Origin of the sequence: Halomonas hibernica (genome assembly GCF_013183775.1) — a bacterium.
Taxonomy (GTDB): Bacteria; Pseudomonadota; Gammaproteobacteria; order Pseudomonadales; family Halomonadaceae; genus Vreelandella; species Vreelandella citrativorans.
The window spans coordinates 1-19,292 of the sequence record NZ_VIFN01000019.1 but is presented as its reverse complement, the minus strand read 5'-3'; the positions used below and the strand labels follow the sequence as shown (position 1 = coordinate 19,292).

Here is a 19,292-nt window from a genome sequence, read left to right as displayed (position 1 = left end):
TTAACGCACGATACGCTCAACACCATCTGCTTTACCCAGCAGCAATACATCGGCCCCGCGCGCGGCAAACAAGCCATTGGTCACAACGCCGACAATGGCGTTAATGCGCGCTTCCATGGCAACCGGGTCTTCAATCATAAAATCAAAACAGTCGATAATATGATTGCCGTTATCCGTGACGACGCCCTGACGGTAGACTGGGTCGACACCCAGCTTCACCAGCTCACGGGCCACGTAAGAGCGTGCCATGGGGATAACTTCCACCGGCAAAGGGAAATCGCCCAGCGTTGCCACGTACTTTGAACCATCGGCGATGCAGATAAAACGCTCGGCACAGGCCGCCACGATTTTCTCGCGAGTAAGTGCGGCGCCGCCTCCTTTAATCATGTGTAAGTGAGCATTTACTTCGTCGGCGCCGTCGATGTAGAAGGGGACGGTGCCTACGCTGTTGAGTTCAAACACTTCAATGCCTAAACCTTCCAAACGCTTGGCACTGGCTTCTGAGCTTGCCACCGCGCCTTTAAAACGGTCACGAAACGGCCCTAATCGATCAATGAACAAATTAGCCGTTGAGCCAGTGCCAATGCCCAGTACGGTGTCCTTTTCCAATCCTGATTCAATCTCTTTAATTGCCGCATCTGCGACGGCGGCTTTGAGTTCATCTTGAGTCATGTGTTTTTCCAGGTCAGAGGAGGAGGGTTATTGCGTTAGTATACCGACCAAAGCGCTGGCTGCCGATGGAAACACAGTAGACGTCAGTAGGCGTAATCTGCTACCAATACAGGCTTTGTTAGTGTTTTAACCCCTCGCCGTAACGCGTACTCTCACTCACGATTTTCCATTGGATACCTGCATGCTTGAAGCTACCGTCAAAAAGATTCTCCAGGCCAACGTTTACGAAGCCGCTTGTGAGACCCCGATCTCCCCCGCTCCCTTTTTGTCGCGTCGCTTTAACAACCAGATTTTGATTAAGCGTGAGGACCTACAGCCGGTGTTCTCGTTCAAGATTCGTGGCGCCTATAACAAAATGGCTCAGCTCACCGAGGCGCAAAAGGAAAAAGGCGTCATTGCGGCGTCTGCGGGTAATCATGCACAAGGTCTTGCCATGGCGGCAAAACTGATGGGCGTGAAAGCGGTGATTGTGATGCCGCGTATTACGCCGGAAATCAAGGTCCAGGCGGTACGTGCTCGAGGGGCAAAAGTCGTGCTGAAAGGCGATGCGTTTGCCGCTGCTGCCGAGCATGCTCACGAGTTGATCAAAGAGCACGGCTACACCTATATTCCGCCGTTTGATGACATTGATGTGATTGCAGGCCAGGGCACGATAGGTGTCGAGATTCTGCGCCAGCACAGCGGGCGTCTGGACGCTATTTTTGTGCCTGTTGGGGGCGGCGGATTGATTGCAGGCGTGGCGGCGTACGTAAAGTACTTGCGCCCTGATATCAAGATTATCGGTGTAGAGGCGGAAGACAGCGCCTGTCTAAAAGCCGCTTTGGCGGCGGGTGAGCGCGTCGTGCTCGACCAGGTCGGTGTATTTGCCGAAGGTGTTGCGGTTGCTCAAATTGGCGAGGCACCGTTCTCGCTGGTGAAGGACCTGGTTGATGATGTCATTACGGTGAATACCGATGAGATGTGTGCCGCCGTCAAGGATATCTTTGACGATACCCGTGCCGTTGCTGAAACCTCTGGAGCGCTGTCGCTTGCCGGCTTGAAAAAATATGTACAGCAAACCGGCGCTGAGGGAGAAACGCTGTTATGTATTAACTCCGGCGCTAATACCAACTTCGACCGATTACAGCATATTGCCGAGCGTACCGAGCTTGGCGAACAGCGCGAAGCTATTTTAGCGGTGACCATTGATGAAAAGCCCGGCAGCTTTAAAAAGTTTTGCCGGGCGCTGGGTAAGCGCATGGTGACCGAATTCAGCTACCGCTATGCGGACGAAAGCGACGCGCATATTTTTGTAGGGATTCAAGTAAAGCCGGGCGGCGAAGATCGTCAGGCCGTGATCGCCAAGCTGCGTGATGGTGGTTATCAGGTAGAAGATTTAACCGATAACGAACTGGCCAAGCTGCATATTCGCCATCTAAGCGGTGGCCGACCCAGCGAGCGCTTTGAAGAAGAAGTGTACCGCTTCGAGTTCCCTGAACGCCCGGGGGCGCTGATGAATTTCCTGACCCAACTGCCCCATGACTGGAATATTTCACTGTTCCATTATCGTAATCACGGTGCGGCTTATGGTCGCGTCCTGGTGGGTATGCAGGTCCCCGGCAGTGACCAAACTCATGTGGCAGATTATCTGGATGCGATTGGCTATCGTTACTGGCGTGAAAGCGACAACCCGGCTTACCAGCTGTTCATGGCCTAGGGTGTTTTGATAGGTGGGTAAGTGCTCGCTAACTGCAAAATTCAGGGCCAATAAGGGCTCATGAGTTATCAAAACGTCTAAATAAGCAAAAAAACAGCCTGTTTTGTCGTTGTCATTGATGCCCTTATGGCCCTATAGTCGTCAACGATATTTATGTGGTGTGTCGCCCTTTCTAAAACGCAGGTGGGTGATGCATTAATGCATTGGCGAAAGGCGTTGGAGAATCGGCATGCGGCGGAAAAAGCCTGATATGGTAATGGCATTAACAGTAGTGTTCTTGTTAGGCGTACTCGCCACTGGCTATGCACAGGCGTTATCGGGAAGTTAAACATAACGCTTAAGGCATCGCAGCCATTTGCCAAAAGGTAGTATGAGCTGACTTTAAGAGAGTCAGCTCTTTTTTTTGCCAGCACGCACGATACTCTCGTCGCTAACTACGGCGGTTAGCGGCACATCCCAGGGTTCAACGGGCAGCGATTCGACACGCTGACAGGCGTGGGCAACGCCAATTAAGGCAGGCGCCGGGCCTTGCCTGCGCATAAACGCAAGGCTGCGGTCGTAGAAGCCGCCCCCCATTCCCATGCGGTTCGCCTCGGCATCAAACCCTACCAGCGGCACAATGAGCGTATCCAGCGCCCAAGCGGGTAACCGATTGTGGCGGTGAGCGCCAAACCGCGTATCCGGTTCAAGAATCCCAAAGCGGTTTTTTACCATGGGTGTTGTCACGTGGTAGTTAACGAACCAGAGTGAGTTATCGCTTAGCGGGCGCAGAACCGGGAGATAAACGTCGACATTACGCTGGCGGAGCCAAGGTAGTAAAAGCGTAGGGTCGATTTCGCCGTTAACCGGTAAATAGAGGCTGATGCGCTTGGCGCGCTGAATTTCAGGCAACCGTTTGAGCTGTTGGCAAAGGCGTAGAGCGGCTTGGCGCTGCTCATGTTTTGAAAGGGCGAGGCGTCGTCGGCGTAACGCAAGGCGCAGGGTGCGCTTGGCCTCAGGATGATGCAGGCTTTCCATAAATAAGAGTTCCCCAGAGTGCCGCTGTCATTCTGGCCCTGAACCTACTGGTTCAGAGTGGGTGGCCGCAGCCAAACCGTCAGGCTTTCCGACGCACGGACATGCACACGGGTCTGGCTAGCAATTGGCCCCCTGGGTACTGCGCATAGGCTCGAGGGACTATAACGACTGGCGTACACCCCAGAGAACCCCGCTATTCTAACAGAGCCAGCGGCCATGCCAAAGTATTGAGTGAAAGGTTGGCTAAGGCTGGCGGGTTTTTTCCAACGCCCGCTCAAGACGGTCATTTAGCTTGTTCAAGTTGGCTTCGCTTGCCCGGTGCTCATCCAGCGCTTCAAGCAGTTCATGAGTGATATTAAGCGCCGCGATCAACGTGACACGCTCACTGCCCAAGGTGCCGCTTTGCGCTTGGATACCGTTCATGGCGCGGTCCAGGTAGCGAGCGGCGCGATCAAGCTTGGCTTCTTCCCCGGTATCGCAGGCAATGACATAGCTGCGCCCGAGAAGGGTAATTTCTTTCGTTGGCCGCTTGGCGTTACTCATTTAAAGCTCCAGCGCGGGCCAGCGAGGGGCCCAATGCGTTAACATCATGGCATAGGAAAACAGTCGTCGCTCACTATAAGAGAGGCGCTTGTACGGGGTCAACGCGCAAGTGTCCAAGGCGCATTAACGTATGAATCATTATTACACAGCGAGTTATTACTATGTCATTGATTGATGAGCGCCAGGACTTTTCTGACGTAGCCGATGTTTTTTTGCTGCATGGAAGTATGCAGTCACCGGCCTTTTTAGACGGACGTTTAAGCGCCCTTTTAGCGCTGCGCGATGTAAGTGCCGAGGCATGGCTTGAAGAGGTCTGCATAAGCCTGGGCGTTGAGCAACCGCGTGACCAGCCCAGTGCAGAACGCCTGCTGGGTTGGCGGCGCCAAACGCTGGAGGCGCTTAGCGCCAGCGACCTGAACTATGCGCCGCTACTCCCCGATGAGCTGTTCTCGCTGGGCGAGCAAGCCCAGGGGCTAAAAGAGTGGACGCTGGGCTTTATGGAAGTCGTCGAGGAAGTGGTGGATGGCGAGCTTCGCGAGCGCTGGTCACAAACGCTGAGTGAGGCGATTGACGATTTGGCAGGCATTGGCCACATCGAAACAGATATTGACGACAGCCCTGAAAATGAGAATGACCTGTTTGCTCTGACGGAGCACGTGCGGATGGCTGCCATGCTGCTGTATACCGAGCAGCACCCGGGCAAGCCCCAGGTTGAGCAAGCCGACGCGCCCGTTCACTAATTCTTCGGAGGTTGTATGTTGCCTGAGTTACTTCCCCGGCCGCCTGCGATTGGCAACGAAGAGTATCGCGCTCGCCGTGACGCCTTGATTGCGCAGTTGCCCGCAAATGCCGCTGTCGTGCTGCCTGGTGCTTCGCTGGTTACCCGTTCACACGACAGTGAGTACGCGTTTCGTCAAAACAGTGATTTTTACTATCTGACCGGAATCACTGAGCCTGATGCGCTGCTGGTGCTACTTCCCGGTCATGACGATGGGCAGAGCATTGTGTTTTGCCAGGACCGCGACCCAACGATGGAAGCCTGGACAGGCCGCCGTTTGGGCGCCCGGGGCGTTGAAGCGGAACATGGCATCGACCAGGCGTTTGAAAATGCTGACCGCGAGGCACAGCTGCCAGCGCTGCTGGAGGGCCGCGAACTGCTTTACGTGCCCTTGGATAATCCCGATGCGCTGGGTATTGCCGAAGAGGCTTTCTCCTTCGCCCAGGTGGGGCTGCGCCGTGGGCGGGCCCCACTCAAAGGCTGGCTGGATGTCAGCGCGCTGATTCATGCGATGCGGCTAATAAAAAGTGAGGCCGAGATTGCCCTGCTGCGCCATGCCGCGGCGATTTCAGCGCAGGCCCATGTGCGTGCCATGCAGGCATCGCGCCCCGGGCTTTACGAGTATCAGCTGCAGGCCGAGCTTGAACATGAGTTTGTTTGGCAGGGCGGCAGCGGGCCTGCTTACAGTACGATAGTGGGCGGCGGTGCGAACGCATGCGTATTACACTATATCGAGAATCGTGCAGCGCTAACCAACGATAGCCTGGTGTTAATTGATGCCGGGGCCGAGTTTGAACTCTACGCTGGCGATATTACCCGTACCTTTCCGGTAAATGGCCGGTTTAGCGAGGCTCAGCGGGCTCTTTATCAAGTTGTACTGAGCGCCCAGGAGCGCGCAGTCGCCGCGATAAAACCCGGGGCAACGCTCGTTGATGTTCACCAGAACGTCGTTAAGGATTTAACGGCTGGGTTGATTGCGTTGGGGTTACTTGAAGGCGATGTTCAAGCCCGAATTGATGATGAAAGCTACCGGCGTTTTTACCTGCACTCTACGTCCCACTGGCTGGGGCTGGATGTCCACGATGTTGGTAGCTACCGGCTGGATGAAAAAACGCCACGACCTTTAGTCGCGGGTATGGTGTTAACCATTGAGCCAGGACTCTACATTCCCGACGCAGAGGATGTTCCATCGGCGTATCGTGGAATCGGTATCAGGATTGAGGATAACGTCGTAGTGACCGACGAAGGGTATGAAAACCTGACGGCGGGAGTACCTAAAGGCATGGCTGACATTGAAGCGCTAATGGTTAAATAATAAGCGCACATTGATTGCCTGAATATCTGTTATGTAATTTACGTTACGCCATTACGATATGGCGGTGCGCCAGGTGACAGGAGATGCTAATGCCGTCGTCGATGGATACGCCAGTAAAGACGACCACACACGATATCGTGATTGTGGGGGGCGGATTAGTGGGCGCCAGCCTGGGCTGTGCACTGGCCCCGCTTATCAAGCGTTATGGCTGGAAAGTCGCCATTATCGAAGCGACGCCGATGAATGAAGCGCCGCTTGAAGAGAGTTGGCAGCCGAGCTTTGATGCGCGTGCAAGCGCCATTGCTGAAGGCTCAGCACAGCGTTTTCAACAGTTGGGCATTTGGGATGCGATGCAGGGCGAAGCAACGCCTATTCGGTATATTCATATCAGTGAGCGTGGCCGCTTGGGAGCGACGCGGCTCAGTGCTCAGGAATTAGGCGTCGATGCGCTAGGTCATGTTATCCCCAATGCCTGGATGGGCCGTGTCCTTCACCACCATCTTAAAACGCTGCCGGTCGATTGGTACTGCCCGGCCAAGGTAGAAAAGCTTGTCCCAGAAGGTGGCGGGCACTATCTGCGCCTTTCTGACGGCAGCGAGCTGCGTGCCGCCTTAACCGTGCTGGCCGATGGGGGGCGTTCGGGGCTTAAAGAGCAGTTGGGTATCAACAGTCGCCATAATTCCTATGAGCAGACAGCGCTCATTGCCCATGTGGGCATCAGCCAGCCACACGAGGGTATTGCCTATGAGCGCTTCACTCAGGAGGGGCCGGTTGCCTTGTTGCCTTTGCCAGGCCAGGCAATGGAGCTGATATGGACACACCCCAGCGGTCAGGAACATGCGCGAATGGCACTCCCGGACCGTGAGTTTCTTGCCCAGCTGCAGAGCGCCTTTGGTGATCGGGTGGGACGTTTCACTCGCGTAGGAAAACGCTACAGCTACCCGCTTTCGTTGGTAACAGCAGAAGAGCCGGTTCGTCCGGGGCTGGCGGTCCTGGGAAATGCAGCTCATGCGCTGCACCCTGTTGCCGGTCAAGGCTTTAACCTGGCGTTACGCGGTATTATGGACCTCGTTGAAGCGCTTGAGCAGGGCGAACAGACCGGGCTGCCACTGGGTGATATGACGACGCTGCAGGCCTTTGAGCAGAAGCGTGCGCGTGATCGCCGCAATGTCATTCGCTTTAGCGACGGGTTGGTGCGCCTGTTCGGACACTCGTTACCGCTTCTGCCCCACGCTCGGGCAGCCGGGCTTATCGGCCTTAACCTTGTAGGGCCGTTGCGACGCAGCCTGGCGCGCCGCGCGATGGGGCTGGAGCGTTAGGTATGCCCCGCTGTTTAAGATTAAAGATGCCAAACGCTTAGCCGGCTATTTGGCTCAACAGGAACAAAGCTCTAAGAGCTGGGCTCGGATAGGAGCGTTATGGATACGCACGCGACAGACACTGCACCGACAGAAAATTTTGACGTTATTGTCGTGGGCGCAGGCATGGTGGGGACAGCGCTAACAGCCTTGCTGGCACAAGCAGGTATGCATGTGGCACTGGTGGAGGCGCGCCATGAACCCCAGCGCTGGGAGGCCGTTAACAAGACGCTTCCCACGCCACGGGTCAGTGCATTAACGCCTGTATCTCAGCGCCTGTTAACCCATCTGGACGTTTGGCCTGCCATGGCCGAATGTCGCGTAACGCCGTATCGCTATATGCAGGTATGGGATGCGGAAGGTAGTGGTGAAATCAAATTTTCGGCCGATGAAGCCGGGGTGCCCGTACTTGGGCATATAGTAGAGAATGCGATTACTCAGGCGGCGCTCAATGATGCGGTACTGGATCATCCCAGAGTAGAGCATTTTTTTGGTTGCCGGGTTCAGGCGCTACAAACCTCAGCGACAGGCCGTTGGCTAGTGTTGGACGATGCGCGCAAGCTGCATGCACCGCTGCTGGTAGCGGCCGATGGTGCGCGTTCAACCCTGCGGGAGCTGGCCGGCATAGAGATCACCAGCGACGATATGGGTCAGGAGGCTGTGGTCACAACCGTCAAGTGTGCTCATGTACACGGCAGCACCGCGCGGCAAGCGTTTACCCAGAGCGGCCCGCTGGCCTTCTTGCCGATCACGCTAGAGGACGATGCACGCTACTGCTCGATTGTTTGGTCGACCACGCCCGAGCACGCGTTGGCGCTCAGCCATTTTACGCCTGACGAGTTAGGGAAAGCGCTGGGCGAGGCGTTTGGTTATCGCTTGGGCGAGGTGGAGGTGTGTGACCGAGTGTATCGTTTTCCGCTGGTACAGCGTCATGCAAGGCAGTATGTATTGCCGCACTTCGCGCTGATCGGCGACGCGGCGCACAGCATTCATCCATTGGCAGGGCAGGGCGTTAACCTCGGTTTGATGGATGCCGCGGTATTGGCTGAAGAAGTGGTTAGCGCCTGGAAGCGCGGCGCCCCGTGGGGCGAGTTAACCACATTGAAACGCTATGAGCGCAGGCGGCGCTTGGATAACAGTGCCATGTTAGGGCTGATGAAAGGATTCAGGGAGCTGTTTGGCACCCAAATGCCGCTCTTTACACTGGCCCGCAATCTCGGCATGAGCGGTATGAACCAGCTAAGCCCTGTTAAACGCAGCGTCATGCGGCAGGCCACCGGAGAGCGGGGGCGCTTGCCGCATAGCTGCCGCTAACGGCGGCGGTCGACCACATTAAGCGCTTTGAGAAGATTGAGCGCTTCACTCATTTGGTAGTCATCACGTAGCCGCTCGGTCGCGGATGAACGTGTCTGGGTGGCGGGCTGCTGTGCATCCAGGTGGCCGCCAAGGTCCGCCTCGCGAAGCTCCGGGCGGCTTTCGGCGACTTCCAGACGGCCTCGTACTACTTCTACATCGGGCGCGATGCCCTGCGCCTGAATGGAGCGTCCGTTTGGCGTGTAGTAAAGCGCGGTGGTGAGTTTCAAACCTTCACCATTACCCAGCGGCATGACCTGCTGAACGGAACCCTTTCCGAAACTGTCTGTGCCCATAATGACGCCGCGGCGTTGGTCTTGAAGCGCACCCGCCACAATTTCTGCGGCCGAAGCGCTGCCGCTGTTAATCAGCACGACCAGCGGAATATCACTGGCGGGCGTGGCGGGTGAGGCTGAAAATGACATGGCGGTATCGGAAAGCCGGCCTTCGGTATACACAATCAGGCCGTTATCCAGAAACAGGTCTGCTACACCGGCCGCCGCTTGGAGTACACCGCCGGGATTATTGCGCAGGTCAAGAATCAGCCCTTCCAGCGGCTGTTCGCGCGTCATGCGCTCTATCGCCTGGCGGGCCTGTTCTGGCGTACGCGACTGAAACTGACTAATTCGCAGGTAGCCATAGCCGGGCTCAAGAAGCTCATGCTTAACGCTTTCGCTGCGGATGGCCTCACGGGTAAGGTTGAACTCACGCGGGGTGTCCTCTCCCGTGCGTAGAATCATCATGCGCAACTGGCTGCCTGGTTCGCCGCGCATTAGCGTAACGGCTTCTTGAAGCGACATGCTTTCAGTCGGCGTGCCATCAATGGCAACGATAACATCCCGAGGAAGCAGACCAGCCCGTGAGGCGGGCGTATCATCAATCGGGGTGATCACCAATAGTTGGCCGTTTTCCATGCCAACTTCTATACCAATGCCGCCAAACTCTCCTTGAGTGGTTTCGCGCAGGCTTTGATACTCTTCCGCATCAAGATAGGCAGAGTGAGGGTCGAGTTCGCTGAGCATACCGCGCATGGCGTTACGCAGCAGCGTGCGGTCATCGACCTCTTCAACGTAGCCACGCTTGATACGCTCAAACACCTCGGCAAAGGTCTGGATCTCTTCAAGGGGTAATTCATCAGCTGCCGCTTGGTTGGCGGGCTGGGCAAACAGCGGTAGCGGTGCCGACAATAGCGCAACAGGAAGCAGAGTCACCAGAAGGCGCTTGGCAGAGGCCGGTACTTCGTTAACAAATAGCGTCATGCAGACTCCGCAAGGCGTTAGGCAGTGTTTAAAACTGCCCCAAGTTGACATTACCGTTCTGTCTGAAAAGTGTCTGCGTTCGGCAACGTTTCAGACAGAACCTAATACGGTTCAGCTTATCCCGTCAGCGGCGCGCAATCCAACGCTGTGGGTTAATTGGTTTGCCACTCTGACGTACTTCAAAGTAGAGCGCATTACTCGATTGTCCACCACTGTCGCCTACGCGGCCAATTTCGTCGCCACGGCTGACCTGCTGGCCAGGACGTACGCTAAACTGCTGTAAGTGAGCATAGAGCGTCATGATCTGGTCGCCGTGGTCAATAATCAGCAGGTTGCCGAAGCCACGCATCCAGTCGGCAAACACCACCCGGCCGGTGTGCACAGCGTTTACCTGCGTACCAGCGCTTGCCTGGATGACGATACCGTTATAGTGAACGCCATCACGACGATTAAATGTTGTGGTGATGGCACCTTGCACGGGCCACGGCAAATCCCCTTGAGTACGGGTAATCTGAGTGCTGGGCGTGGGGGCATCCAGGCGTGCTAGTTCCTCCTGAATTTCACGCAGCTTACGCTCGGCTTGCTCCCGGTTATCGTTAAGATCCGCCAGGCGATCAGCTTCGCTACCATAGCGATCATCCAGCGTGGCCACGACGTTGCGCCGGTCGGAGGAGCGCTCAGCAAGCCGCACCCGCTGCGCATCCAGCTCGGTGGTGACACTTGCCAGGCGCGTTTGGCGCTCGTTAAGGGCCTGCTCCGTATCGGCAAGCGCGGTATCCAGCCGGGCAATATCGGCAAGACGTTCATTGCGTGCTTGAGTAAAGCGGTTCAGGTAAGCCTGCATACGGTCAAGCTCGGCCGGGTCGCCTTGGTTCAGCAGCAGCTTGAGCTGTGGCGTCGGCCCTAGCCGGTAAAGCGCCGCGAGTTGTTGACTGAGGGCGGCGTACTGGCTGGCTTGCTCGTCCTCCAGGCGGTCGCGGTGCTGGCGCAACTGGTTCATTTCATCGTCCAACTGGCGCCGCTCGGCCTGTAAGGCATCCAGCCGCTGGTGAGTGTCGGCCAGCTCCGTTTCAACCTCGCGTAGTTCACGTTCGGCGCTGTCCCGTGCTTCTCCTGTTGTACTCAGCCGCTGCGTAAGCGACTCAATTTCCTGGCCAAGCGCATCCAGCTGCTGGCGCGTTGCCTGCTCATCCGACTGGGCCAAACCCGCCGGTGAGTACACAATGACCAGTAGCGCACCCAGTACTAACGCGGTTCGCACAGGACGTCGCAACGGTATGATCAAGTGAAATCAATCAGTGGGTTCCCGGTCATGGCCTCGGGAACCGGTTGATTCATCATGGTCAAGAGTGTGGGGGCCAGGTCGCACAGGCGGCCATCGCTTAACGTGCCGGCTCGCTCACCCACGTAAACCAGCGGTACCACAAAGGTGGTGTGGGCCGTTTGGGGGGCGCCTGTGACCGGATGCACCATCTGCTCGGCATTACCGTGGTCGGCGGTTACCAGGCAAGCACCGCCAGCGCGCTCAATCGCGTCAATAACGCGGCCAACGCAGATATCGACCGTTTCAATAGCTGTTACCGCCGCGTTGAAGTCGCCGGTATGGCCCACCATATCGCCGTTGGCATAGTTACATACGATGAAGTCAAAGCGGCCGCTGTCGATAGCCTCAACGAGGTTGTCGGTAATCTCGTAAGCGCTCATCTCGGGTTTTTCGTCGTAGGTCTTCACGTCCCGAGGGGAGGGCACCAGAATGCGCTCTTCGCCCTCATACTCGGCTTCGTTGCCACCCGAGAAGAAAAAGGTAACGTGGGGGTACTTCTCTGTTTCGGCAATACGCAGCTGCGTCAAACCGCGCTTGGCGACGACCTCGCCCAGGGTGTCATTGAGATCAAATGGCGGAAACGCGGCCGGTGCAGGAATGTCCGCTGCGTACTGGGTCAACATGACCAAGCCCTTGCCCGCCAGCGATGGGCAGGCCCTGCGCGAAAAGCCGCTGAAGTCAGGCTCTACAAATGCGCGGGTAAGTTCGCGCGCGCGGTCAGAGCGGAAGTTAAGAAACAGGGCGGCGTCACCGTCTTGCAAGGTAACGCACTTGTCGTTGAGCAATACGCAGCTTGGCAGTACAAATTCGTCGGTTTCGCCGCGCTCATAGGCGTCGCGCAGCGCGGTTTCGGCGCTGGTGGCATAGATGTCAGCCTGGCCCTCGGTCAGCAGATGGTAGGCTTTTTCTACCCGCTCCCAGCGGTTATCACGGTCCATGGCGTAAAAGCGGCCAATAATGGAGGCCACAAAACCATTTTCAGCGCCTACCAGCTCAGCCAGGCGGGCATTAGCACGTTCGATAGAAGCCAGCGCGCTTTGAGGCGGCATGTCTCGGCCATCCAAAAATGCATGAATAAAGATACGTTGCGCACCGCGGCGAGCCGCTAGTTCGGCCATCGCGATGAAATGATCTTCATGGCTATGTACGCCGCCAGGAGAGAGCAAGCCCAGCAGATGAACGGCGCGGTCATTGGCCACGGCATCATCAATCGGTTGTGTCAGGTTTTCGTTAACATCCAGATCGCCCTCTTTAATGGCTTTGGTGATCCGTGTGAAGTCCTGATAAACGATGCGTCCGGCACCCAGATTCATATGGCCCACTTCTGAGTTGCCCATTTGCCCATCGGGCAGGCCTACGTGGTGGCCGTCAGTATGCACAAACGCGTGCGGTCGATTCGCCCAAAGCGCATCCATCACGGGCGTGTTGGCCGATGCTACCGCGTTATTGGCGCTATCGGGATTGTGTCCATAACCGTCAAGAATGATCAGCGCGACGGGACGCGGAGTAGACGTAGCCATAAGAACCTCGTTCGGTTGAGTAATCCAAGCGGCGTAAAACAGTCAGCAATGAAAGCGCTGTTTGAAAGTAAAGAGGTTTAAAAAGGTGAGTCAACTCACGTTATTTTCAAACAACACCTTGTGATCAGGGTCGCGACTGATGCACGCTTGGGGCATCATAACGTAGGCGACCGCCGGGCGTCATGAGCAAGGCCTGCGCGGGGTGCCCTGTGACGTGTATACTTATCGCGTTTTGACGGCGGCGTTGCCGCTTTTTTCTGCATAGACCAAGAGATTGTGTTCGCGATGATCGATCAGCTGTTCGAATTCGTACAGAACCACCCCCTGCTCGTTGGGGCGTTTTTGCTGGTGCTAGTAGCGTGGCTTATTTATGAAACGCGTAGTGCTTCAACCAATGCGGTGACCTCAACTCAGGCCACCCAGCTCATCAACCGAGAAGATGCGGTTGTGCTGGACATTCGTGAAAGCAAAGACTTCAAAGCCGGGCATATTGCTGGCGCACGTAACATTCCCCATAACAAGCTTGATAACCGTATGAACGAGCTGGATAAAGTGAAAAACCAGCCGATCATTGTCGTATGCAAGCATGGGCAAAGTGCAGGCGCGGTTCAAACCAAGCTTGCCAAGGCAGGTTTCGAGCGTGTGACTAAATTGAAAGGTGGCATGGCGCAGTGGCAGGCCGATAGCCTTCCCGTCGTTAAGAAGTAAGCGTTCTCACCTTTTACTATTGATTCAATGAACAACGAGGAGTTTCCCCATGGCGGAAGATAACAACACCCCGCAGGCTGGTGCAGCAGCGTCCGGCGACAAGCCACAGCTGAAGTTCTCTATGCAGCGTATTTACGTGAAAGATATCTCCTTTGAAGCACCTAACTCACCGTCTGTTTTCAAGCAGGCGTTTAAGCCGAAGGTGAATCTGGATCTTAATACCACCAGCACTAAAATCGATGACGACCAGTATGAAGTGGTTGTGAAAGTCACCGCTCAGGTCAACGATTCAGAAACCGGCACTACCTCGTTTCTTGCCGAGGTTGAACAAGCGGGTTTATTCCGTATTTCGGGCATCGAAGGCGCTCAGTTGGAGCAGACACTGGGTGCGTTCTGCCCCAACCTGCTGTTCCCTTACGCGCGTGAGTGTGTTGATAACCTGGTAAACCGTGGTGGCTTCCCGCCACTGATGTTGGCACCGGTGAACTTTGAAGCCATGTACGCCCAGCGTAAGCAGCGCGAAGCGCAACAGGCAAACCAGGCCGAAGTGAGTACTCACTAAGCATGCAGGCTGCCGACTGGTATGCCGTGCATGGCAAAATGCCGCGCCTCCATGTACCGGCTGTTTTTGCAGTAGGCCAAGAGGTAGTGCTGCCGGAAGGCCCGGCGCGCCATGTCACCCGCGTGCTACGCATGGGTGAGGGCGCGCCTTTGGTGCTGTTCGATGGCCAGGGCAATGAAGCGGGCGTCCGCTTGGCCGAGGTAGGGCGTAAGCACACGACGGCGGTTATCGACGCCGTTTGGGTCGGTGAGGGGGAATCACCCTTTGCTGTTCACCTTGGCCAGGCGATCTCCAAAGGCGACCGGATGGATTATGCGATCCAGAAGGCGGTTGAATTAGGTGTCGCTGCTATCACGCCACTGTATACAGAGCGTGGTGATGTACGTTTAAAGGGGGATCGTGAAGCCAAAAAGCTGGCCCATTGGCAGGCTGTTGCGGCAAGTGCTTGCGAACAAAGTGGCCGGGCGGTAGTGCCTGTCGTTCACTCGCCGCTAAGCCTTGTTGAGTGGCTAAGTGCCCGCCAGGAGCCGCTTCGCTTGATGCTGCACTTGGCAACGGGCAATGCGTTTGATCAGCCGGAGCGCCCTGAGGCCGCTGCACTTTTAATTGGCCCTGAGGGTGGCTTAACGGAGGCGGATATTGCAGCCGCTCAGGCAGCTGGCTTTACGCCATTAACGCTAGGGCCACGTGTTCTGCGTACGGAAACAGCCCCGGTGGTTGCCTTGACCCTTCTACAGCACTACTTTGGTGATTTGTAAGCGCCTACTAACACCTTCATTGATCCCCTTCCTCAGTGGCCTGCTGTTTAGCGTTAGCCTTCGCTATAGGCTTTACAAGTGTGAATGAGTAGCCATTAGCCTGGCCTGTGTTAAGCAGCGGCCATCACTACGTAGCGGGCCAGCTGCTTTGCTCGGTTATCCTCAGGCGCCATACTATAGACTCACTTTTTAAGGACGGCACCCATGGTCCGTGAATCAACGACTCCTCCTCGCGCTACAAGTGACGCCTCTGCCCAGTTAGGCGAAGTGGCGTATTTAACTGTTGTGACCGTTAATAACACGGGCGCGTTTTTGCGTTGGGGGCAGCCCAAGGACGTTCTCTTGCCGTACAGCGAGCAAATCTTCCGGCCGGATCCTGGCAAGCGGGTGCTGGTCATGCTGTATGAAGATGATCAGGGGCGTCCTGTGGCCTCCATGCGCCTTGATCGCTTTTTAGCCGATGATGCCTGGGCGCTTGAAAAGGGGAATGAGGTGAGCGTCGTGGTCGCTGACCGCACCGACCTCGGTATGAAAGTAGCGGTTGATCACCGCTATTGGGGACTAATCTACCAGGATGATATTTCTCAGCCGCTGCGCCGCGGGCAGACGCTAAAAGGCTACGTTAAGCAGCGCCGTGAGGATGGCCGGCTGGATATTTCTCTGTTGCCGCCAGGCGCGGCGCGATTAGACGTCGTCGGCGATAAGATACTTAAAGCACTGCGTGAAAGCGGCGGTTATCTACCGCTGGGCGATAAAAGTGACGCCCACGCGATTAAAGCGCGGTTGGGTGTGAGCAAAAGTGCGTTTAAACAAGCCATTGGGCGGCTTTATAAGCAGCAACTGATTATCTTAGAGCCTGACGCGATACGGCTGGTGCCGGGCGCGCTTGCCCCGTAACGGCGCCAATGGTTGGAGCCTGACAGGCAGTACGGCATACTGCCTACCTATTGTTTACGTATGGATTGTGCCCCGATGAGTCAATCAAATCTGCATCTCGGCGTCGTGATGGACCCTATCAGCGACATCGCTTACAAGAAAGATACCACCATAGCCATGCTGTGGGCGGCCCAGGAACGCGGCTATATCCTGCACTATATGGAGCAGGAAGATCTTTTCTTACAGGCGGGGCAAGCCTACGCACGCATGCGACCACTAACCGTGCATCGCGACCCTAACCATTGGTATGACCTGGGTGAAGCGGCTGCCCGGCCACTGGCTGAGCTTGATGTGATGTTAATGCGTAAAGACCCGCCGGTGGATGCTGACTTCACCAATGCGGTCCACCTCTTGGGTTTTGCTGAGCGTGACGGCGTGCTTATTGTTAATCCAACCTCAGCGCTTTTACAGTGTAATGAGAAGTTGTTTGCCCAGCAGTTTCCTCAGTGCTGCACGCCCACCATGGTGGCCAGCCGCGATGATGTGCTGCGGGCCTTTCATGCCGAGCACGGCGATGTGATTTTCAAACCGCTGGACGGGATGGGTGGCACCGGGATTTTTCATATCGGCCCTGATGGCCGCAATATTGGCGCGGTCATTGAGCAGCTAACGCTGCGTGGTCAGCGCCAGATTATGGTTCAGCGCTACCTGCCTGACATTAAAGACGGCGACACGCGTATCCTGCTGGTGGACGGCGAGCCGGTGCCCTTTGGGCTGGCGCGCATCCCATCGGCTGGTGAAACGCGCGGCAACCTGGCAGCCGGTGGCCGTGGTGTCGCACGTGATCTCACTGAGCGTGATTACTGGTTGATTGAGCAAGTACAGCCAATGATTCGTGAAAAAGGCCTGATGTTTGTAGGGCTGGACGTGATTGGCGACTACATCACTGAAATTAACGTTACCAGCCCCACCTGCGTGCGTGAAATTGATGACCAGCGCGGCACGAATATCGCGGGCCTGTTGTTGGATGCCATCGAGCGCCGCTTGAGCGCTGCTTGATACGCCTGATTCACACTTGATGATAAGAAAGGTCTGCTGGCTATGTCAGCAGGTCGTAGGAGACGCATGCAAAGTTTGAAACACCATTTTTTAATGGCGATGCCGCATCTGGATGATCCTGACTTTGTGGGCAGCCTGATCTACCTCTGTGATCATGACCATAATGGCTGCATGGGGGTTATCACCAACCGCCCGTTGGATATGACGCTGGATGCACTGTTTGATCAGTTGGAGCTGGGGGGGGAAGACAGCCCCCACCGCAATGCCCCAGTCTATTACGGTGGCCCTACGCACAAGGATCGCGGCTTTATCCTCCATCTTGGCGATAGCCAGGAGTGGGACTCCAGCGTTCAGGTAGAGGATGGTGTGTCGCTGACGACCTCTATGGACATTCTTCAGGCGCTAGCTAACGGTGAAGGTCCTGAGCACTTCCTGATTTGTCTGGGCTGCGCGGGCTGGGAAGTCGGTCAGCTTGAAGATGAGTTAAAGGACAATAGCTGGCTGACGGTTGAGGGCCAGGCGGAAGTGCTGTTCAACACGCCACCTGCTGAGCGCTTAACGGCTGCCGCAGGATTGTTAGGAGTGGATCTATACCTGATGACTCGTGATGCAGGGCACGCGTGATGGCAGAGGTTGGCCAACGCTTAATTCTTGCCTTTGATTACGGTACGCGGCGTATTGGGGTAGCCGTGGGCAATGAGCTTTTAAAAAGCGCCCGCGAGCTTTCTCCACTTACTGCACGTGACGGCATCCCCGACTGGAATAAAGTAGAGCAGCTGCTGAAAGAGTGGCAGCCGGACCTGCTGGTCGTTGGCTTACCGCTCAATATGGATGGCAGCGAATCGGACATGAGTAAGCGTGCCCGCAAGTTTGGCAACCGTTTACATGGGCGCTACGGCAAACCCTGCGTGATGGTAGACGAACGTGGCTCTACCCGCGAAGCCAAGCTAATTGCCCGCGAAGCGGGTCACCGAGGCAACTACCGTGAAGAGAGCGTCGATGGCATTGCGGCGGTGTTGATTTTGGAAGGCTGGTTTGCCCATCAGGAAGGTCTTCCCGATGGGCGTTCTGCTCTCTAGCGTATATAAGTAGCGTTAGCGATCCAGTGTCCCGATCTGGCTGGGTACAAACCAGCGCACCGGGCGAAGGTCTTTCTCAATCAGTGAATCGACGTGCAGCAGCGTTGCAAAGATAGCCATCCGCATGGCGATGCCGTTATCTGTCTGACGAAAGATCGCCAAGCGCGGGTCGCCGTTAAGATCCACGTTCAAGTCATTCGCGCCGGGGCGGCTATCGCGGGGCAGCGGGTGCATAACAATGGTCGACTCACTGCAGCGTTGATCCAGAAACGCCTTGTTGACTATAAAATCATCCGAGATGCCCTGGAAGTTCTCGTTCATTTCTTCGGTAAAGCGCTCTTTCTGAATTCGTGTGGTGTACACAACATCCAGATCACTGAAGTCAGTGGCTAAATGATCGCGTACCTCTACCTGGTGCCCGCGTGATGTGACCAGGTCAATCAGTGCAGTAGGCATTTCAAGCCCGGGCGGCGATACCAGTGTGATACGTAACGGATCGTATAAAGAAAGCAGCTTGATCAGAGAGTGCACCGTACGCCCATACTTGAGATCGCCGGTCAGCAGAATATGTGCTCCGCCAAACGATTTGCCTAACCGCTGAAACTCCTTATCGATCGTATAGATATCCAACAGGGCTTGGCTTGGGTGTTCACCTGGGCCGTCGCCGCCGTTAATCACCGGTACATTCGTCGCCGCCGCAAACTCGGCAACAGAGCCCTGGTCCGGGTGGCGCATGACAATCGCATCGCAGTAGCCACTCATTACCCGACTGGTATCGTAAAGCGACTCGCCTTTGGCCATGGATGAGAACGTAAAGCCTGTGGTATCACATACGCTGCCGCCCAACCGACAAAACGCCGTATGAAAACTTACCCGGGTGCGCGTACTGGCTTCGAAGAACAAGTTGCCCAAAACGGCGCCTTCAAGAACACGGGTAACCTGACGGCGCTGGGCAATGGGCTCCATTTGGGCCGCAACGCGTAGAAGGTGGTTAACGCTGTCACGGTTTAAGGAGTCAACGGATAGCAGATGGGGGCTCATCATGGACCTCATGTTGAAGTAGAAGGCGAAGTGGGTAGATGAAGTGGCTGGGTGTAGTGTAACCGCCAATACGTGGTTCGCCGAAGTGCTTTCACGGCCTTATAAAAGAGGCTGCTGACGTTTTTCAAACATATTTCACCCAGCCCCTTGCCAAACGCCCGGCGAATCCGTAAAGTACGCATCCGCTGCCGGGGACGCCCAGCGTTACCAGCGGTGAAGAAGGTGAAAACCTTCGGTTTGTCAGGAGGTTAGCGAAGTTTTAATCGCTCGCTTCATTCGCTGAAAACAGCGGTTGACAAACGTCAGGAAATGCGTAGAATACGCCTTCCTCGCTGAGGCAAGCGGCTCCGGTCATCGAGTCGAATGTTGGTAGT

19 protein-coding genes and 1 other RNA gene are annotated in these 19,292 nt (G+C 56.0%); 12 read left to right on the top strand and 8 right to left on the bottom strand.

The genetic code is table 11. From position 1 onward, the window contains the following. Positions 1-672: a ribose-5-phosphate isomerase RpiA gene (gene rpiA / locus FKN99_RS16730; protein ID WP_172118927.1), complete on the bottom strand. Its 672-nt coding sequence runs from the start codon at positions 670-672 to the stop codon at positions 1-3. Positions 673-853: 181 nt separating this feature from the next. Between rpiA and ilvA the strand changes: the two genes are divergently transcribed. Continuing rightward, a complete protein-coding gene (ilvA, locus tag FKN99_RS16725; RefSeq protein WP_172118926.1) occupies positions 854-2,368 on the top strand; it encodes a threonine ammonia-lyase, biosynthetic in 1,515 nt (504 codons plus the stop codon). A 390-nt stretch (positions 2,369-2,758) separates the two neighbouring features. Here the strand turns inward: ilvA and FKN99_RS16720 are convergent, their stop codons facing one another. The 3 genes from FKN99_RS16720 to FKN99_RS16710 form a co-directional block, all read right to left on the bottom strand. After that, a complete protein-coding gene (locus FKN99_RS16720; protein ID WP_172118925.1) occupies positions 2,759-3,385 on the bottom strand; it encodes a 5-formyltetrahydrofolate cyclo-ligase in 627 nt (208 codons plus the stop codon). 6 nt (positions 3,386-3,391) lie between these two features. Beyond that, a non-coding RNA gene (ssrS, locus tag FKN99_RS16715) (6S RNA) lies at positions 3,392-3,575 on the bottom strand. Positions 3,576-3,628: 53 nt separating this feature from the next. After that, on the bottom strand, positions 3,629-3,928 hold the full coding sequence (locus FKN99_RS16710) for a cell division protein ZapA (protein WP_172118924.1): 300 nt from the start codon (positions 3,926-3,928) through the stop codon (positions 3,629-3,631). A 161-nt stretch (positions 3,929-4,089) separates the two neighbouring features. Here FKN99_RS16710 and FKN99_RS16705 point away from each other — a divergent pair, with 161 nt between their 5' ends. From FKN99_RS16705 to FKN99_RS16690, 4 genes are all read left to right on the top strand, one after another. Beyond that, positions 4,090-4,668: a UPF0149 family protein gene (locus FKN99_RS16705; protein WP_087106933.1), complete on the top strand. Its 579-nt coding sequence runs from the start codon at positions 4,090-4,092 to the stop codon at positions 4,666-4,668. A gap of 15 nt (positions 4,669-4,683) precedes the next feature. Beyond that, positions 4,684-6,021 (top strand): Xaa-Pro aminopeptidase, encoded by a 1,338-nt coding sequence (gene pepP / locus FKN99_RS16700; RefSeq protein ID WP_172118923.1) that lies wholly within the window; start codon positions 4,684-4,686, stop codon positions 6,019-6,021. An 89-nt stretch (positions 6,022-6,110) separates the two neighbouring features. Then, positions 6,111-7,340, top strand: a complete 1,230-nt coding sequence (gene ubiH / locus FKN99_RS16695; RefSeq protein WP_253927072.1) for a 2-octaprenyl-6-methoxyphenyl hydroxylase — start codon at positions 6,111-6,113, stop codon at positions 7,338-7,340. A 99-nt stretch (positions 7,341-7,439) separates the two neighbouring features. Then, on the top strand, positions 7,440-8,693 hold the full coding sequence (locus FKN99_RS16690; RefSeq protein ID WP_172118922.1) for a UbiH/UbiF/VisC/COQ6 family ubiquinone biosynthesis hydroxylase: 1,254 nt from the start codon (positions 7,440-7,442) through the stop codon (positions 8,691-8,693). Here FKN99_RS16690 and FKN99_RS16685 read toward each other — a convergent pair. From FKN99_RS16685 to gpmI, 3 genes are all read right to left on the bottom strand, one after another. After that, the gene (locus FKN99_RS16685; RefSeq protein ID WP_172118921.1) at positions 8,690-9,991 is read right to left on the bottom strand and encodes a S41 family peptidase; all 1,302 of its coding nucleotides are present in this window, start codon (positions 9,989-9,991) and stop codon (positions 8,690-8,692) included. The genes FKN99_RS16690 and FKN99_RS16685 overlap by 4 nt on opposite strands. Before the next feature lie 124 nt (positions 9,992-10,115). Next, entirely contained in the window at positions 10,116-11,252 is a 1,137-nt protein-coding gene (locus FKN99_RS16680; protein ID WP_172118920.1) for a murein hydrolase activator EnvC family protein, read from the bottom strand. Positions 11,253-11,272: 20 nt separating this feature from the next. Beyond that, positions 11,273-12,835, bottom strand: coding sequence for a 2,3-bisphosphoglycerate-independent phosphoglycerate mutase (gene gpmI, locus FKN99_RS16675; protein ID WP_172118919.1), 1,563 nt, complete (start codon positions 12,833-12,835; stop codon positions 11,273-11,275). 285 nt (positions 12,836-13,120) lie between these two features. On the opposite strand from gpmI, the gene FKN99_RS16670 reads away from it, so the two are divergent. The 7 genes from FKN99_RS16670 to ruvX all read left to right on the top strand — a co-directional run bounded on the left by FKN99_RS16670 (position 13,121) and on the right by ruvX (position 17,877). Further along, positions 13,121-13,543, top strand: coding sequence for a rhodanese-like domain-containing protein (locus tag FKN99_RS16670; RefSeq protein WP_172118918.1), 423 nt, complete (start codon positions 13,121-13,123; stop codon positions 13,541-13,543). A 49-nt stretch (positions 13,544-13,592) separates the two neighbouring features. Next, positions 13,593-14,105, top strand: a complete 513-nt coding sequence (secB, locus tag FKN99_RS16665) for a protein-export chaperone SecB (RefSeq protein ID WP_172118917.1) — start codon at positions 13,593-13,595, stop codon at positions 14,103-14,105. Between the two features lie 2 nt (positions 14,106-14,107). Next, a complete protein-coding gene (locus FKN99_RS16660) occupies positions 14,108-14,863 on the top strand; it encodes a 16S rRNA (uracil(1498)-N(3))-methyltransferase (RefSeq protein ID WP_172118916.1) in 756 nt (251 codons plus the stop codon). 204 nt (positions 14,864-15,067) lie between these two features. After that, positions 15,068-15,760: a CvfB family protein gene (locus FKN99_RS16655; RefSeq protein WP_172118915.1), complete on the top strand. Its 693-nt coding sequence runs from the start codon at positions 15,068-15,070 to the stop codon at positions 15,758-15,760. 75 nt (positions 15,761-15,835) lie between these two features. Next, complete coding sequence (gene gshB, locus FKN99_RS16650; protein WP_172118914.1) at positions 15,836-16,798, top strand: glutathione synthase; 963 nt, start codon at positions 15,836-15,838, stop codon at positions 16,796-16,798. Between the two features lie 66 nt (positions 16,799-16,864). Beyond that, on the top strand, positions 16,865-17,422 hold the full coding sequence (locus tag FKN99_RS16645; RefSeq protein WP_172118913.1) for a YqgE/AlgH family protein: 558 nt from the start codon (positions 16,865-16,867) through the stop codon (positions 17,420-17,422). Further along, positions 17,422-17,877 (top strand): Holliday junction resolvase RuvX, encoded by a 456-nt coding sequence (gene ruvX / locus FKN99_RS16640; protein WP_172118912.1) that lies wholly within the window; start codon positions 17,422-17,424, stop codon positions 17,875-17,877. Before FKN99_RS16645 ends, ruvX begins: the two co-directional genes overlap by 1 nt. A 15-nt stretch (positions 17,878-17,892) precedes the next feature. Here ruvX and pyrB read toward each other — a convergent pair whose 3' ends face one another. Beyond that, positions 17,893-18,918 (bottom strand): aspartate carbamoyltransferase, encoded by a 1,026-nt coding sequence (pyrB, locus tag FKN99_RS16635; protein WP_172118936.1) that lies wholly within the window; start codon positions 18,916-18,918, stop codon positions 17,893-17,895. Positions 18,919-19,292: the final 374 nt, after the last annotated feature.

Coding starts and splice junctions, on each gene's coding strand:
- pyrB (WP_172118936.1), bottom strand. CDS start 18,918: ATGAGCCCCCATCTGCTATCCGTTGACTCCTTAAACCGTGACAGCGTT.
- FKN99_RS16660 (WP_172118916.1), top strand. CDS start 14,108: ATGCAGGCTGCCGACTGGTATGCCGTGCATGGCAAAATGCCGCGCCTC.
- FKN99_RS16655 (WP_172118915.1), top strand. CDS start 15,068: ATGGTCCGTGAATCAACGACTCCTCCTCGCGCTACAAGTGACGCCTCT.
- ubiH (WP_253927072.1), top strand. CDS start 6,111: ATGCCGTCGTCGATGGATACGCCAGTAAAGACGACCACACACGATATC.
- FKN99_RS16690 (WP_172118922.1), top strand. CDS start 7,440: ATGGATACGCACGCGACAGACACTGCACCGACAGAAAATTTTGACGTT.
- gshB (WP_172118914.1), top strand. CDS start 15,836: ATGAGTCAATCAAATCTGCATCTCGGCGTCGTGATGGACCCTATCAGC.
- FKN99_RS16645 (WP_172118913.1), top strand. CDS start 16,865: ATGCAAAGTTTGAAACACCATTTTTTAATGGCGATGCCGCATCTGGAT.
- rpiA (WP_172118927.1), bottom strand. CDS start 672: ATGACTCAAGATGAACTCAAAGCCGCCGTCGCAGATGCGGCAATTAAA.
- FKN99_RS16685 (WP_172118921.1), bottom strand. CDS start 9,991: ATGACGCTATTTGTTAACGAAGTACCGGCCTCTGCCAAGCGCCTTCTG.
- FKN99_RS16705 (WP_087106933.1), top strand. CDS start 4,090: ATGTCATTGATTGATGAGCGCCAGGACTTTTCTGACGTAGCCGATGTT.
- FKN99_RS16710 (WP_172118924.1), bottom strand. CDS start 3,928: ATGAGTAACGCCAAGCGGCCAACGAAAGAAATTACCCTTCTCGGGCGC.
- FKN99_RS16670 (WP_172118918.1), top strand. CDS start 13,121: ATGATCGATCAGCTGTTCGAATTCGTACAGAACCACCCCCTGCTCGTT.
- FKN99_RS16720 (WP_172118925.1), bottom strand. CDS start 3,385: ATGGAAAGCCTGCATCATCCTGAGGCCAAGCGCACCCTGCGCCTTGCG.
- secB (WP_172118917.1), top strand. CDS start 13,593: ATGGCGGAAGATAACAACACCCCGCAGGCTGGTGCAGCAGCGTCCGGC.
- gpmI (WP_172118919.1), bottom strand. CDS start 12,835: ATGGCTACGTCTACTCCGCGTCCCGTCGCGCTGATCATTCTTGACGGT.
- ruvX (WP_172118912.1), top strand. CDS start 17,422: ATGGCAGAGGTTGGCCAACGCTTAATTCTTGCCTTTGATTACGGTACG.
- pepP (WP_172118923.1), top strand. CDS start 4,684: ATGTTGCCTGAGTTACTTCCCCGGCCGCCTGCGATTGGCAACGAAGAG.
- ilvA (WP_172118926.1), top strand. CDS start 854: ATGCTTGAAGCTACCGTCAAAAAGATTCTCCAGGCCAACGTTTACGAA.